At 54.5% G+C, this 15,801-nt stretch carries 10 protein-coding genes; 9 read left to right on the top strand and 1 reads right to left on the bottom strand.

Going from position 1 to position 15,801, the window contains the following annotated elements:
- The first annotated feature begins 131 nt into the window (after positions 1-131).
- From HCG48_RS21360 to sds, 7 genes are all read left to right on the top strand, one after another.
- Positions 132-3,563, top strand: a complete 3,432-nt coding sequence (locus tag HCG48_RS21360) for a beta strand repeat-containing protein (protein WP_168570980.1) — start codon at positions 132-134, stop codon at positions 3,561-3,563.
- 199 nt (positions 3,564-3,762) lie between these two features.
- Complete coding sequence (locus tag HCG48_RS21365; protein ID WP_168570981.1) at positions 3,763-5,997, top strand: glycoside hydrolase family 57 protein; 2,235 nt, start codon at positions 3,763-3,765, stop codon at positions 5,995-5,997.
- 35 nt (positions 5,998-6,032) lie between these two features.
- The gene (locus HCG48_RS21370) at positions 6,033-6,929 is read left to right on the top strand and encodes a TIGR02587 family membrane protein (RefSeq protein ID WP_168570982.1); all 897 of its coding nucleotides are present in this window, start codon (positions 6,033-6,035) and stop codon (positions 6,927-6,929) included.
- A 4-nt stretch (positions 6,930-6,933) separates the two neighbouring features.
- Complete coding sequence (locus HCG48_RS21375; protein ID WP_168570983.1) at positions 6,934-7,389, top strand: TIGR02588 family protein; 456 nt, start codon at positions 6,934-6,936, stop codon at positions 7,387-7,389.
- A gap of 599 nt (positions 7,390-7,988) precedes the next feature.
- Positions 7,989-9,791, top strand: coding sequence for an N-acetylmuramoyl-L-alanine amidase (locus HCG48_RS21380; protein WP_246259679.1), 1,803 nt, complete (start codon positions 7,989-7,991; stop codon positions 9,789-9,791).
- Between the two features lie 132 nt (positions 9,792-9,923).
- A complete protein-coding gene (murI, locus tag HCG48_RS21385; protein ID WP_168570984.1) occupies positions 9,924-10,841 on the top strand; it encodes a glutamate racemase in 918 nt (305 codons plus the stop codon).
- Positions 10,842-11,803: 962 nt separating this feature from the next.
- Positions 11,804-12,775, top strand: coding sequence for a solanesyl diphosphate synthase (gene sds, locus HCG48_RS21390; RefSeq protein WP_168570985.1), 972 nt, complete (start codon positions 11,804-11,806; stop codon positions 12,773-12,775).
- Positions 12,776-12,850: 75 nt separating this feature from the next.
- Here the strand turns inward: sds and HCG48_RS21395 are convergent, their stop codons facing one another.
- The gene (locus HCG48_RS21395; RefSeq protein WP_168570986.1) at positions 12,851-13,342 is read right to left on the bottom strand and encodes a hypothetical protein; all 492 of its coding nucleotides are present in this window, start codon (positions 13,340-13,342) and stop codon (positions 12,851-12,853) included.
- 95 nt (positions 13,343-13,437) lie between these two features.
- Between HCG48_RS21395 and hetZ the strand changes: the two genes are divergently transcribed.
- Both hetZ and HCG48_RS21405 read left to right on the top strand, forming a co-directional pair.
- Positions 13,438-14,568 (top strand): heterocyst differentiation protein HetZ, encoded by a 1,131-nt coding sequence (gene hetZ, locus HCG48_RS21400; RefSeq protein WP_168572002.1) that lies wholly within the window; start codon positions 13,438-13,440, stop codon positions 14,566-14,568.
- Positions 14,569-14,612: 44 nt separating this feature from the next.
- The gene (locus HCG48_RS21405) at positions 14,613-15,746 is read left to right on the top strand and encodes a hypothetical protein (protein WP_168570987.1); all 1,134 of its coding nucleotides are present in this window, start codon (positions 14,613-14,615) and stop codon (positions 15,744-15,746) included.
- The last annotated feature ends 55 nt before the right edge of the window (positions 15,747-15,801 follow it).

The following is a 15,801-nucleotide window of genomic DNA, read 5'->3' on the forward strand; positions in this document are numbered from 1 at the left end:
AAGTTTTAAAACTCTTGTTGTAGCTAGAAATTCAACCTCGGGCATTCTTGCTCTTAACGTACCTAACATATTTAGGCTTCAGTGGATGAGCTTTCACAAGCCATACCTGTAGTGGTGGGAGAAATGGAAATATGACGACTTTTGGAACCTCCGGTAATGACTTTTTCGCCGGAAACTCAGGATTTGACGATTATCTGGCGCTCGATGGAGACGATACCATCTTCGGCAACGAAGGAGGGGATAATTTAAACGGTAACCAAAACAACGATGTGGTCGTTGGCGGTCCGGGCAATGATACGGCTCGCGGCGGTCAAGACAACGACCAAGTCTTCGGTAATGAAGGTGATGACCTCTTGTTCGGCGATCGCGGTAGCGATACCATCGTCGCCGGAGAAGGAAACGATACCGTTCTCGGCGGTAACGGCATTAACGTTACCGATGCGGATAACGAAAACGATTTAATTTTCGGAAATACAGGCAATGACGTCCTGTTCGGCGATCGTGGAGCCGACACCATTTATGGCGGTCAAGATAACGACACCATTTATGGCGGCCAAGAAAACGACGAAATCTTCGGCGACCTCGGCGATGACTGGCTCTACGGCGACAAAGGCTCCGACAGCCTGACCGGAGGGGACGGGAGCGATCGCTTCACCCTCGGCAACGGTATCGGCGGCCCCACCCTTGACGATGCAGACTGGTTCCTCGACTTTGTGAGCGGTCAAGACACCCTCCAACTGCTCGGCGATTTAACCTTCGACCAGCTCAACATCTTCCAAGGGACGGGCGACTTCGCCAACCATACCATCATCCAGCAGAACGTCACCGGGGAATTTCTCGCCATCCTGCGTGACGTCGATGCCACCACCATCACCGGACAACCCGCCTCGCCCCCGGCGCCGCCCCCGCCGCCTGCAGTCACCGATCCGAACACTTTTCCGAGCGTTCCGCCCCCGCCGGACGTGACCCCTGGCGATCCCCCGCCCGTCGTTCCCCCGCCGCCGCCGCCGCCGGGAACCATTAGCCTCGCCCAAGGGATTACCCCTCAAGAAGCCGGCCCCGTTGCTGGAACCTTTGTCCTCTCCCGAGGCGGTGAAACGACCCAAGCCTTAACCGTCAACTACACCGTCGCCGGAACCGCCACCGCAGGCACTGATTACACGGAATTGAGCGGAACGGCGACCTTTGGCGTCGGCGAGTCTCAAGCGATTATCGAAGTCCCCACCCTCGATGACGATGAAATCGATCCGGGTGAAACTATCGAAGTCACCGTTACTGCACCAACGGGTCTCACCATTGCTGGGGATGCGACTCAGACCTTAACAATTCTCGATGACGAATCGCCCAGCCTCAGCATCGTCACTGCAACCCAAGGAGATGAAACCGGTCCGGCGAATGCGACATTCACGGTCACCCGAACTGGGGATACAACAGCCGAACTCGTCGTTCCTTATACACTCGGTGGTACGGCAACGGCAGTGACAGATTACGCGGATCCTGGTGCAGGGAGTGTCACGATTCCCGCAGGTGCGACCGAAGCCACGATTACTCTCAATGTCGTAGACGATACTGATATCGATCCTGACGAAACTGTAGTTGTTAACTTGAATCCGGTTAACGGTTTCAATTTCACGGAAAGTACGGCTACCGCTACGATTACCGATAACGAACAGCCAACCATTTCTATTGCTCCCACCACCAATCCAGCAGAACCGGGTACGGCAGGCACGTTTACTCTCACTCGAACGGGGGATGTTAGCGGTACTCTTGATGTTAATTATACAATTGCTGGAACTGCTCTCGCTGGAGCCGCAGCAGGAGTGGGCATTGACTATCAAAACTTGACAGGAACCGCAAGCTTTGCCGCGGGTTCCAATACGACAACGATTTCGGTCACCCCGTTTGACGATACCGAAATCGATCCCGGCGAAACCGTGGAAGTAACCCTGGCCGCTCCCGCAGGTTTCACTATTGCAGGTGAGGCAACCGCAGCCTTAACCATTGCCGATGACGAACAACCCACCGTCAGTATTGCGCCTGCAGTCACGCCTCTAGAGAAAGATCCGGTGACTCCAGGCGCAGGAAATCCCGTCAATGGAACTTTTATCTTGACGCGCACGGGTAACCTAAGTCAGGAACTTACTGTCAATTACACGGCAGCAGGAACCGCCGTGGGTGGCGCTACCGCCGGACCGGGTATTGACTACGACAATACCGCCACAGGATTAGCGGCGGCAGGGACGGTTACCTTCGCTGCAGGCCAAGCCAACGCAACCCTAAGTGTCCCCACTTTTGACGATACGGATATCGATCCGAACGAAACGGTAGATGTAACCATTACAGCCCCTGCCAATTACATTATCGACCCAGCAGGTTCGGCAACGGCTTCGCTCACCATCGTCGATGACGAAACACCGACCGTGAGTATTGCAGCCGGAACAACGCCGGATGAAGTCGGCCCGGTTAATGGTACCTTCATTGTCACGTTGAATACTCCCGCCCCGGCGGCTGGCTTGAATATCTCCTATACCGTTGGAGGTACGGCAGTCGGCGGAGCGGCTGCGGCTGCTGGCATCGACTACGACAACACTGCAACTGGTTTACCTGCTACAGGTACGGTGAATGTTGCAGGTGGTGCCACAACTGCGACAATTACCGCTCCGATCTTTAACGATACGGATCTCGATCCGAATGAAACGATTCAGGTGACCATCGCTGCTCCTGCAGGCTACCAAGTCGGAACAGGAACGGCTGACCTGACGATTTTGGACGACGAAACCAATACCGTGGAAGTGACGGCGTTCACTGATGGTAACGAAAGCGGTCCGGCTAATGGAACGTTTACGCTGACACGAACGGGTAACACGGCGAATCCACTGGTTGTCAACTATACCCTTGGTGGAACAGCTATCAGTGGAACGGACTACACTGATGTGGGTGCCGGAGTTGCTAACTTTGCGGCTGGTGCAAATACGGCTACTGTGACCATCACTCCAATTGATGATGCTCTCGGTGAAGGTGTTGAGACTGTTGCTCTGAACTTGGCGGCTGGCGCGGGTTACAATGTTGGCGCTACGTCCACTCAAACCTTGAGTATTAATGATAATGACGGTACTACAGGTGCTGACAATATCACGGGTGCTGGTGGCAACGGCGTCCTAGCGGGTGGCGATGGAGATGACAACATCACCGCAGGTGATAATGCTGGCGATGGTGATATCCTCGTCGGCGGTCAAGGTAACGACGTGTTGACAGGTGGCGCGGGAAACGATCGCTTCCGTTATAATGCCACGACTGAAGGAACCGATACCATCAATAACTTTACGGTCGGTGCCGATTTGATCGAGGTTGCAGCAGGTGCATTTGGTGGTTTTCCTCTCGGTGCGCTTCCCGTAGCCAATTTTGTCACCGGAGCGGCAGCAACGGCAGCAGCCCCGCAGTTTATCTATAATGCCGGGGCGCTCTCGTTTGATGCCGACGGCACGGGCGCAGGTGCCGCCGTCCTGCTTGCCAATCTCACAGGTGCCCCAGCTATTACAGAAGCTCAAATTCAAGTCATTTAATCTGAGCGAATAGTGTTTTGAAGGCTTTGACTTGACAAATTATCAAAGCTTTATAATCAGAGGTCGCGATCGCGGCCTCTTTTTTTGTCTCTTGGCAACCCAAAGCCCCCCAACCCTAAAAAATCCGACAAATCCTCCCTGGGGGTGCGTTTTTCGATAGAGTGAACAGGGAAACCCGTTCGTTTCTCATCGGATACTTATGCCTCATCCACTCTACGTTGCGTTCATTTGGCACCAACACCAACCCCTTTATAAAAGTCGCATGGGCGGTGAGTATCGGTTACCTTGGGTGCGACTGCACGGAACCAAAGACTATCTCGATTTAGTGCTGTTGCTCGATCGCTACCCCAACCTGCACCAAACCGTCAACCTGGTTCCCTCCCTCATCCTCCAACTCGAAGACTACATCGCTGGAACCGCCTGCGATCCTTACCTCGCCGTCGCCCTCAAACCCGACGACCAACTCACCACCGAAGACAAACACTTCATCGTCGATCATTTCTTCGACGGTAACCACCGCACCTTAATCGACCCCCACCACCGCTACGCCGAACTCTACGAACAACGGCAAGAAAACGGGAAAAGTTGGTGTCTGGAAAACTGGACTTTACAAGAATACGCCGACTTGCTCGCATGGCACAACCTCGCTTGGATCGACCCCCTCTTCTGGGACGATCCCGATATCGAAGTGTGGTTGAAACAGGGGCGCAACTTTAACTTAGAAGACCGCCAGCGCATTTACGCCAAACAGCGCGAAATCATGAGCCGCATCCTGCCCCAACACCGCCAAATGCAGGAAATCGGCCAGCTCGAAGTGATTACCAGCCCCTACACCCATCCGATTTTACCCTTGCTCGCCGATACGAATGCGGGACGGGTGGCCATTCCCCAAATGGAGTTACCCGAAAATCGTTTTCAATGGGCCGAAGATATTCCGCGCCATTTAAGAAAATCGTGGGAGATGTACCGCGATCGCTTCGAGCGATCGCCCCGGGGCTTGTGGCCCTCGGAACAAGCGGTCAGCCCCGAAATTTTACCCCATATCGCCCGCCAGGGCTTCAAATGGATCTGCTCCGACGAAGCCATTTTAGGCTGGACCCTCAACCACTTTTTCCATCGCGACGGCGTCGGTAACCTCTACGAACCGGAATTACTCTATCGTCCCTATCGCTTGGAAACAGAACAGGGCGACTTGTCGATCGTCTTTCGCGACCACCGCTTGTCCGATTTGCTCGGCTTTACCTACGCCACCATGAACCCGTATAAAGCGGCGTCCGACTTAATCGGTCACTTGGAGGCGATCGCCCATTCCCTGAAAAAACGCCAGAGTGAAAGCGTCGAAAGCGGTTTGCAAGACCCCTGGCTGGTGACGATCGCCCTCGACGGCGAAAACTGCTGGGAATTCTACGAACGCGACGGCCAAATCTTCCTCGACGCATTATATAGCACCTTGAGCGACGACGACGAGATCCAACTCGTCACCGTCTCCGAATTTCTCGATCGCTTCCCCCCCACCGAAACCCTGCCGAGCGATCGCCTCCATAGCGGTTCCTGGGTCGATGGCAGCCTCACCACCTGGATCGGCGATCCCGCCAAAAACCGCGCCTGGGACCTGCTCGCCCAAGCCCGCGCCACCCTCGCCAAACATCCCGAAGCCACCGAAGAAAATAACCCCGAAGCCTGGGAAGCCCTCTACGCCGCCGAAGGGTCGGACTGGTTCTGGTGGTTCGGCGAAGGACACAGCTCGAACCAAGATGCGATGTTCGACCAATTGTTCCGCGAACATCTCGCCGCCCTCTACCAAGCCTTAAACGAGCCGATCCCCTCAGAAATCGAAACATCCGTCGAAGACCACGTACAACAGGGCGATCGCCGTCCTCAAAGCTTTATCCATCCCGCGATCGACGGTAAAGCCGACGAGCAAGATTGGGACAAAGCCGGACGGATCGAAGTCGGGGGCGCCCGAGGCACCATGCACCGCAGCAGCGCCATTCAAGGCATCTGGTACGGTGTCGATCACCTCAATTTCTACCTCCGTCTCGACTTCAAACGGGGAATCCGCCCCGGGAAAGACTGCCCCCCCGAACTCAATCTGCTGTGGTACTATCCCGATCGCACCATGATTAACAGTCCCATTCCCCTTAAAAATCTCCCGGACGCCGGACCCCTGAACTACCACTTCCGCCACCACCTCGCCATCAACCTGCTCACCCGTTCCTTATCCTTCCAAGAAGCGGCGGCCAACTTCCAATGGCACTCCCGCCAAAGTCGCGCCCAAGTCGGACTCGATCTCTGCTTGGAAATTGCCATTCCTTGGGCCGATTTACCCACCGAACCCGATTGGTTCTTGCATTTACTGCTCGTCATTTCTCAAGACGAGCATTATTGCGAATATCTCCCGGAAAATCGCCTGATTCCGATTCAAATGCCCTAACCCTAACGCGCGGCGATCGCCCCCGCCAGCCCTCCATGAAACCGCCATCCACCTCCCCGATTTCTTCCCTATGGTTGCGAGAACTCAACGATCTCATTTGCGGGTCGTTGGGCGGATTTTTATTCGGCATTCCCTTACTCTATACCATGGAAGTCTGGTGGGTCGGTTCCTTTACCAAACCGTGGATTCGTTTGGGGGCGATCGCCTTAACTTATGCGGCAGTTTTTCTCTTCAACCGTACCGCCGGATTTCGTCATCACAAAAAATCCCCCATGAGCTGGCTCGATACCGCCATGGAAAGTATCGAAGCAATGGCGATCGGCTTTACTTGTGCCGCCTACATTCTCATTTTATTGCGGGAAATCAATCAAACCACGCCGCTCACTGAAATCTTAGGTAAACTGGTCTTTGAAGGATTGCCCTTTTCTCTCGGCGTCGCCTTAGCCCGCTCTTTTTTAAGGGGCGATCGCGACTCTTCTATTGCCGAGCAAAAGACAGGAACATTACCAACATCCTCCCAAACTTCTGCAAATTTTAATGATACTTTAACCGATATCAGCGCCACCTTAATTGGCGCGACCACTGTCGCCTTTAGCCTCGCTCCGACCGACGAAATCCCCATGTTAGCGGCGGCAACTTCTCCGATCTGGCTGATCGCTATTATTATTTCTTCGTTGTTAATTTCTTATGGTATAGTTTTTATCGCTGGATTTATCAATCAAAACAAACGCTTTCAACACCGAGGCTGGTTTGAAAATCCCTTAAGCGAAACTTTATTATGTTATCTAGTTTCCCTGGTCGCCAGCGCGATCATGCTTTGGTTTTTTCAAAATTCAACCTTTAGCGACCCTTGGAATGAATGGTTGCGCTACGTTCTCTTACTGGGACTTCCGGCGACCATTGGCGGTGCTGCCGGACGTCTAGCTGTATGAATTTATGAATTCTCAAGAGTTAAAAGATAGCGTCGAAGAAAGGAGATCGCCCGAACAAAGCGACGCCAAAAGCAACCGAACTAGAGGGCGATCGCTGCCGGAATGGTGTACGTTCGCGATCGCCTTATTCCTCGTCGGAACCGTAATCGGATTAGTGATTTACGACGGGCTGACCCAACCCGCCGATCCTCCTATTCTTTCTATTACATCCGAGGGTTTGATTCGCGAAGAATATGGCCAATTTTACGTTCCTTTCCGAATTGTCAATCGGGGCGGAGAAACTGCATCTTCGGTGCGGATTTCTGCCAAGCTTTTAGAAAAAGGAGAAATCCGAGAAAGTGGCAACCAACAGATCGATTTTCTGTCTCGGGGAGAAACAAAAGAAGGAGCATTTATTTTCAGTTTAGATCCGAGAAAAAGCGATTTAATTTTAAGGGTGACGGGGTATCAGATTCCTTAACGGAAAAGGCGATCGCCGCTCGGGTCGTCAGTCGTTAACATTTAGAGGTGTTCCGGGAATCGTTTCGACCAATTTTCGACTAATTTTTGACCGATTGAAGCGGTTAAACGCAGTAAAAAGTAGAGAAGGATTAGAAATAGGGCGATCGCCTCAATCGGAGCGATTGAAACTGGGGTCGAAACGCCTCCGGCGTCGCTTCGCTATCGGGTGTTATTGGCCCTGCAAACCGAGTATCCCCAATGCGGGTCAGAAAAGTGGAGTCGGTCGCCTGCTTTTTGAGTCGAGTTCGCAAAACATCGGCTTTGAGTTGTTAAGATCGAGCGAATCCCCTCTCGATTCGAGTGCAAAACCCGTTCGCGACCTGCTGGAACGATCTAAAATCGAGGGTCAGTGCCTTCAAACACGGAGGATCCTAACAAGTTGTTGAGAACTTCCCGATCTCTCGGTCGAGGTCTAGCAGCATTACGCGATTGGCTCAAAACTGAGGACGGAGTTAGACAGGCGCGGGAATTCATCTGAAATCAAGAGAATCAATCGATCCGGGAGCGAAGTATTGAGAACTTATTTACAGGTAGAAGATCTCCAGAGGAGTAAATAGGGTGAAGTTGCGCGTATGTTCATGGCTGCTACCGACGGCGATCGCCGTATTGTTGCTGTCGTCTCCGGCGAATGCGGCGAGGCTGGAATCGTGGCGTTTCGATGCTAACGAAAACCGACTCTACTTTACAACCCAAGGGGGAGTCCAACCCAAGGCTCAATTGATTGCCAATCCGACGCGCTTGACGATCGATTTACCGGGAACGACCCTGGGACGACCGTTACAGGAACAGGCGATCGCCAAACCGGGTTTTGATTCGATCCGGGTCGGACAGTTCGAGTCAAATATCACCCGCTTGGTGATCGAATTGAAACCCGGCTATACCCTCAACCCGCAAGCGGTGAGATTTCACGGTAATTCTGCCAGTGAGTGGGTGGTCGAACTGCCCAATCCCGAACCGATCGCCAATGGATCCGATGGCGGGTTGAACGCGCGAAATAGCGATCGCCGTGCGATCGGCGCCCCGTCGAATCCGGGAGAGGGAGGCGCGGGACTGGTCGAAAATATTCAAGTGACCCCCGACGGCTTATTTATCCGGACCCGAGGGAATGTCGCCGCCGTCGAAGTGCAGCACAGTCGCGATCGCGCCCAAGTCTACATCGACGTGCGCGGCGCGACAATTTCGACCCAACTGCGATCGCGCCAGCAAATGGTCGCCCGTCATGGGGTCAAGCGCTTCACCCTGTCGGAAACGAACAATTCTCCCCCGGTCACCCGTCTGACCTTAGAACTGGAGAACCCGGACGCCCAGTGGGTCGCCAGCGCCAGCAATCTCGGCGGGATCGTCCTGCTTCCCCAAGATCCGAGGGCCACGATCTCCCGAGGATCGTCTTCTTCCCCGCCGTCGGTCCCAAGCGATCGTCCCGTGACGATTCGCTCGATCGACTTGGAAAATAGCGGGTCGCAACTGTCGATTCGTTCGGACGGTCCGTTTACCTACAGCAGTGGCTGGGATCGCTCTACGGGAGTCTATCAAATCACGATTCCCGGCGCTCAGTTAGCCTCTGGGGCCGATCGCGCGCAGCGTTTTCCCAACAGTTCGTTATTGTGGGTGCGCCTCAAGCAAGCTGACCCGCAAACGGTCCAAATTCTCGTGCAGCCTGCGGCGGGAGTGCGGATCGGAACTTTAACTCAGTCGAATCCGGAAACGCTCTCCCTGGCCTTGGAGCGATCGTCAACAACCCTCAATCCTCCCAACCGCAATCTGGCGAATGCTCCCTCAAACCGTCCTTTTCCTGCCCCAACGGCTCAAAACCGTCGCGAACGCCTGGTGGTGGTTGTCGATCCCGGACATGGGGGCCGCGACCCCGGTGCGGTCGGGATCGGCGGCTTACAAGAAAAAAATATCGTTTTGCCGATCTCCCAACAAGTGGTCTCGATTCTCGAACAAAACGGCGTTCAAGCGGTGATTACCCGGCGCGACGATCGCGAAATCGATTTGCCCCCGCGCGTCCAACTGGCGAATCGGGTCAATGCGGATATTTTTGTCAGCATTCACGCCAACGCGATCGATATGAGTCGCCCTGATGTCAACGGGATCGAGACGTATTATTACGCCAGTGGCGATCGCCTCGCGCGCACGATTCACAACAGTATTTTGCAAACGACGAGAGCGGGCGATCGCGGCGTTCGTCAAGCGCGGTTTTACGTCCTCCGACACACGGCGATGCCTGCGGTTCTGGTAGAAGTCGGGTTTGTGACCGGGGCCCGCGACGCTCCCCGTCTGGCTGACCCGGCTTACCAGCAGCAAATGGCTTCCGCGATCGCCCGGGGTATATTACAGTACCTTCAACAAAATCGTTAGTCTGTCGAACCGCGATCGCGGTTCGTTCGCGGCTCGCGATCGCCGACGACTTGTTTTTCTAAACCCTTGTCAGAATCACCTGTGTATAATCTGTCTGCCTCCGATCCGACTGTTACGAAGGGCGATTGTTCCATGCAAAACGATTTATCCTCTCTCTCCCCCGACCCCCGCGACCGACCGACCGCCTCGGAAGACGCGCGCTCCGCTTTTGCAGGTGCGGCCCCGGAACGCGCCAAAATCGGTATTTTCGATAGTGGCGTGGGCGGCTTAACCGTTTTGAGAGAACTTTACAGGCAATTGCCCCACGAATCGATTCTTTATTTTGCCGATACCGCCCGCCTGCCTTACGGCAATCGCTCTCAAGCCGAAATTATCCAGTTCGTGCGCGAAATCCTGCACTGGATGGTTCCCCAAGGCATCAAAATGGCCATTATGGCCTGCAATACCAGTTCGGCCCTCGCCTTGGACGTGGTGCGATCGGAATTTGACTTGCCGATTTTGGGGTTGATTTTGCCCGGCGCCCGCGCGGCGGTCAGTCGGGGTCGGCGGATCGGCGCGATCGCCACTCCCGCCACCGCCGCCAGCAACGCCTACCGTCGGGCGATCCGTGAAATGAACCCAGACGCCAGAGTCTGGCAAGTCGGCTGTCCCGAATTCGTCCCCCTGATCGAGCGCAATCGCATTCACGATCCGTACACCGTGGAGGTCGCCCGAGAATATCTCGCCCCGTTACAAGAACAACAGATCGATACCTTGGTTTACGGTTGCACCCATTATCCCCTCTTAGCTCCGGTGTTTAAGACGATTCTGCCCCCGTCGGTCGCTTTAATCGACCCGGCGGTTCACGTGGTCACGGCGGCGGCGCAAGAGTTGGAAATGTTAGGGATCCGCGAAACCCTCCCGGCCCTACCGACGCGCTTTTGCGTGAGTGGCTCCCCCGAAGAGTTCGCCCGTCGGGCAGTTCCGTGGTTGGGTTGTACGCCTCTGGTGGAAAAAATTTGTTTGCCCACTGTCGAACAGCAGCCCTTACCCGTGGAAGCGGTGGAGTAGGCCCCCCTGTAGGCCCCTCTGGCTGAAAAAATCGCTCCGTATTCTCGCGGGAATACGGAGCGATGGGGTTGTCTGGGGAGTCGTCTGGAGAGGGCTGGCGCCGTGGACTCTGCCGACTCCTCGGACTGACGGGAGCGAACGGGCTAGGGACGAGAACTCGATCGCCTCGACGTGCGCCCTACAAATGTCAGTAATACGTAAACCGTCAGCAAATAACCCGTGGCAAGAATTGGAATAATCAAAGGCATATCGAGATAATTCATAGTACGGCCAGAAGGTGAATGCGAGGGAGACGGGTTAACAGACAAAGCCATACAAAAGCCAGACGAAGGCGATCGGCATTTTCGGCGAGCGGGTGCGCGCCCCTGCTCGGCTACGAGAAAACAGACCAGAACGGCAGTTCTGGAAGGATTTTCATCGGTTGATGGCATCGGAGCGAACCGTCCGGACTCAAGCCGACGTAGCCCGAGCGCGGACTGACCGAAACCGTTGGCTCGTTTGTCTCTGGCGATCGCCCGCTCGCGATCTCGACCCTCCCCCTCCGGGGAATCTTCCCCCGACCCGAGCCTCACCACCAGGATTGTCGTTACGAAATCGTAACCGTCTCGGATCGATAGAGTTCGATCGGTCGCCGACGCGCTACATACTCAGGCGCCCGCCAGCTAAAAACGTATCTTGCTTTACACTTAAGCTACAACACCCACTTGCGGTCTTCAAGGAAAACCCCGTCGTGTCGTGCCGCTTTATGTATGGAATTGTTTAAATTCTTAACTCCTACCCTATCACAAGATCGGCCCGTTTTGGAGTCCCCCAGCCCCTGTGCTTAACAATTCTTTACAATCTCCGAATGAGTCTCTGGCATGGATTTTGACGATATTTTTTTGATAAAACTTTCCTATCCGAGAGGCTTCGCTTAGAATATATGTAAAATTTCGTAAATTTACGCCCGAGTCGGCCTATCCATGACGTCAACCACCTCCCTCTTTTCCCCGGTTGAAGCAGACCTGAGGTTGCTCACAGAGAACCTCAAAAATCTGGTCGGAGCCCGCCACCCGATTTTGTACGCTGCGGCAGAACATCTTTTCGGGGCGCGGGGAAAACAGGTGAGACCAGCGATTGTCCTGTTACTCTCGAAAGCCACCCTGCTCGATCGCGAAATCACGCCTCGTCACCGTCGCCTGGCGGAGATTACCGAAATGATCCACACCGCCAGTCTCGTCCACGACGACGTTGTAGACGAATCGGAAGTCCGGCGGGGAATTGCCACAGTTCACAGCTTGTTCGGCAATCGGGTCGCCGTCTTGGCGGGAGACTTCTTGTTTGCCCAATCCTCTTGGTATTTGGCCAACTTAGATAATTTGGAAGTGGTCAAATTGCTGTCCAAAGTGATTATGGACTTGGCCGAAGGGGAGATCCGGCAGGGGATGAATCGATTTGACACCGAGTTGTCCATCGAGGCTTACCTGGAGAAGAGCTACTACAAAACGGCTTCGCTGATTGCCAACAGTTCCAAAGCCGTCGGGATCTTAAGTGAGGTCGAGCCGGAAATCGTCGAAGATCTCTATGAGTACGGACGCCATATCGGCTTGGCCTTTCAAATCGTCGATGATATTTTAGACTTCACCAGTTCGAGCGAATCCCTGGGCAAACCCGCCGCGTCGGATCTCAAAAGCGGTAATTTAACCGCCCCGGCTTTATATGCCTTGGCCGAAAAACCCGCCTTGGGGGTGGCGATCGAGCGGGAGTTCGCCCAAGAAGGGGATTTAGAGCAGGCGATCGCCCTGATTCACGATTCCACGGGCATCCAGCAAGCTCGCAAACTGGCAACCCACCATGCTAAACTGGCCGTCGGACATCTAGAGTCCCTTGCCGCTTCCCCCGCGCGTCAAACCTTGATAAAGCTTGCTGATTACGTCGTCAGCCGCCTGTATTAGGGGAAGCGAATGCATCCTGAGAAATCCCGATTGAGAGCTTCTCAAAGGCGATTTCTGGGAGTTTGAGACTCAATTTCAGGCCAAATCAGGCGGCAACTGACTCTCTTGAGGGCTACTTCTCTTTTGGAGATGTTTTTGGAGTTCGGCGCGGATCGACTGTTGAAGGGTTTCGCGGCTGACTTCAATTCCGGTGGAGAAGTCCCCGGGAGTTTCAAAAAAAACGAGACTATCTACCGCATCAATGGCTACCATTTGAAACAAAATGTGAGTCACGGGTACGGCGACGGCAATCGTTCCCGCATCTTTGGGAGCGATCGCGTGGTTCGTCGCGTCCTTGAGTGAAGGAAAAGCATAAATCGCGCGTTTCTCTACATCGGGGTGGGCGCGGTTGCTCAAGGTCGTCACCACCCAACGGGAATCTAAAGATTGCAAGAGGTAATATTCCCGATGCCGTAACTGTCCCGCCACACTTTTGAGAACGGGTGCGATCGCCGCGACAATTCCAGGCGTTTTACCGTCTTGGGGTGCATTCTCAGTGAGTAGCTGAATTTGTTGGTTTAAATCCATTGCGATATTAATTTTTGGCTGGACGTCTTTTTCTGAGTTTAGCCAGAGTGTTGCCCGCAGCTAACCGGGGAACAATCGCTAGCTATTTAGTCATCATGGCGGAGATCGAGAGGGGCGTGGAAGATATTTTTGAGCTGCTATTTACAGAACTCCAACAGTCTACACGAGCGTCAGAGGCGAATTGCCGGGAGGTGAGCGGGCGCATTGCCGCCGAAGTCGAGCGAATTTGCCAGCAGAGCAAGCGCATTCAAGCGTCCGGGGAAGTTCGTACCTGGGCGATCGCCCTATCCAGACATCGCCTCCAGCAGTGTTTGAACTACTACAAACTCGGCTCCCAAGCCGGGCGCATCGATTTACACAGCACCCTCAGTGCAATTGTCTACCGTTACATCACCCCTCCCCAAGTTCAATCGAGCTACCAAGCCCGCTTGAACCTGATTGAAGATTTTTTACAAGGATTTTATCTCGAAGCCCTCAACGCCTTTCGGCGCGAAGCCCAACTCGAAGCCACCTTTTCCCCCTCGACCTTACTCGAACTGGCCGAATACATGGCCTTTACCGAACGCTACGGCAAACGGCGGATCCCCTTACCCGGGGGACGCTCCCAACAGCTCATCGTCCTGCGGGCTCAGACCTTTTCCCAACAACAACCGCCCGAAACGATCGTCGATATGGAGCAAGCCGCCGAGGGCGCCAGCCTCGATTCCGATCGCACCTGGAACGACTCCTCCGTGCAGCAAGTGCGCGAAGCGATGGTCGATCCCGATTCCCTCAGTGCCGAAGATTCCCTGCGCGAAACCGTCATTCAAGAACTGATGACCTACCTGCAAAATCGCGACCAGCAAGATTGCGCCGACTACTTCGCTTTAAGATTGCAAGACTTGCCCACCGCAGAAATCGAAGCAATCCTCGGCTTGACCCCGAGAGAACGAGATTACTTGCAACAACGATTCAAATACCACTTGATCCGCTTTGCCCTTTCCCATCGGTGGGAACTCGTCCACGAGTGGCTCGAAGCCGACTTAGACCATAACCTCGGCCTCAGTCCCAGTCAATGGCAGACATTTCAACAAAAAATCGGTCCCGAACAAGTCAAACTGCTCGAACTCAAACAACAAAACTTACCCGAAGCGCAAATCGCCCAAGCCCTCGGGTGTACCCTCAACCAAGTTCAAAAACGCTGGTTTAAACTGCTTGAGGTAGCCTGGGAAATTAGAAACCATTAAGGTTCCGGAAAACGTGCATTTACAGATGAATAGGGGGTTAAGAAATGGAATCGAGGGACGCCGAAGCTTTTGAGCGCATTCAACACTCCAAAGCTTTACAACAGCAACTCCTTGAATGGTTGCTCTCAGAAAATCGCCACCCGGTCGAGTTATCGCCGCCGGGGACGACCGACATCGACCGCCCATTCGATCCGCTCGATTCAGAAACCTTCGACGATTTCCTCTCGGGTCCGGGCGACATCGAGGCGGGGATCGCGAACCCTGACGAATCGCCTCTCGGAGGAATTCGACCACATCAACCAGGAGAGATACCTGCCGTGCAAGACCGTTATTACGCGCTCCTCAAGCGCAGATTGCAAACTGAAATTCAGCACCACCTTCCCCTGTTTCCTTGGGAAAACGAAGTGCTAGACTACGACGCTGAAACGTCAGACTGGTCCGTCGCCCAACAAGTTCCCGATCGCCTGTGGACGGCGCAACTGGAACAACTCAACTTACCCGTTACCCTGCCCCCCGCCGTATTGACCCGCATTTTCGAGCAGTGTCGCCGCTTGGTGAACTCCTCCGTGCAAGAAGGACTCAAACTGGTGCGGGCCGTTGAAGATCTCTTTCCCGAACAAACCTACACCCTGCATCAGCTCGCCGGAACCCTCATGGTAGCCGGAGCGCCGCAACGCAGTACCGACGCGATCGATCGCCTCTCCCAAGCGGCTGCGGACTTTCCCGAAACTTACGAAGCCGCCAGTCCCACCCAACAAATGGTAATGTCCTTACTGGCTGCTCGCGAAATTGTCGGCAGTTTAACCCTGTCCGTGCGCGCGGGCGACCCTCCCGTCCAACGGCAGTGGCTGACCGGGTACGGCACCCTCGAACTCAACGTCGAGTATACGCGGCGCGATACGCCGGAGGCGTCGCGAAGCGATCGCCCGTCAACGGCAGCGACCTCCCAAGCCCCCTCGTGCTTGCGCGTCGCAGCCGACCTGCCCTGTGGTGGCCGTTTGACCCTCGAAAAAGATCGCAGCCAAGGGAGTAACTGCCGCAGCGATGCCGGATCGTTGAGCGTCGAAGTACAAGACCCCCAACCCCATGAAAAATACTTTTTAAAAGTGGAATTGGACGATCCCGACAGTCACCCCTTAATTTTCACAGTTTATCCCCTCGACAATTTTCGAGCATGAGACGGCACAGTTTTGAGAATGGATTAAAGTAGGAAGGAAATCGGCACACTGCTGA

Origin of the sequence: Oxynema aestuarii AP17 (assembly GCF_012295525.1) — a bacterium.
GTDB classification, from domain to species: Bacteria; Cyanobacteriota; Cyanobacteriia; order Cyanobacteriales; family Laspinemataceae; genus Oxynema; species Oxynema aestuarii.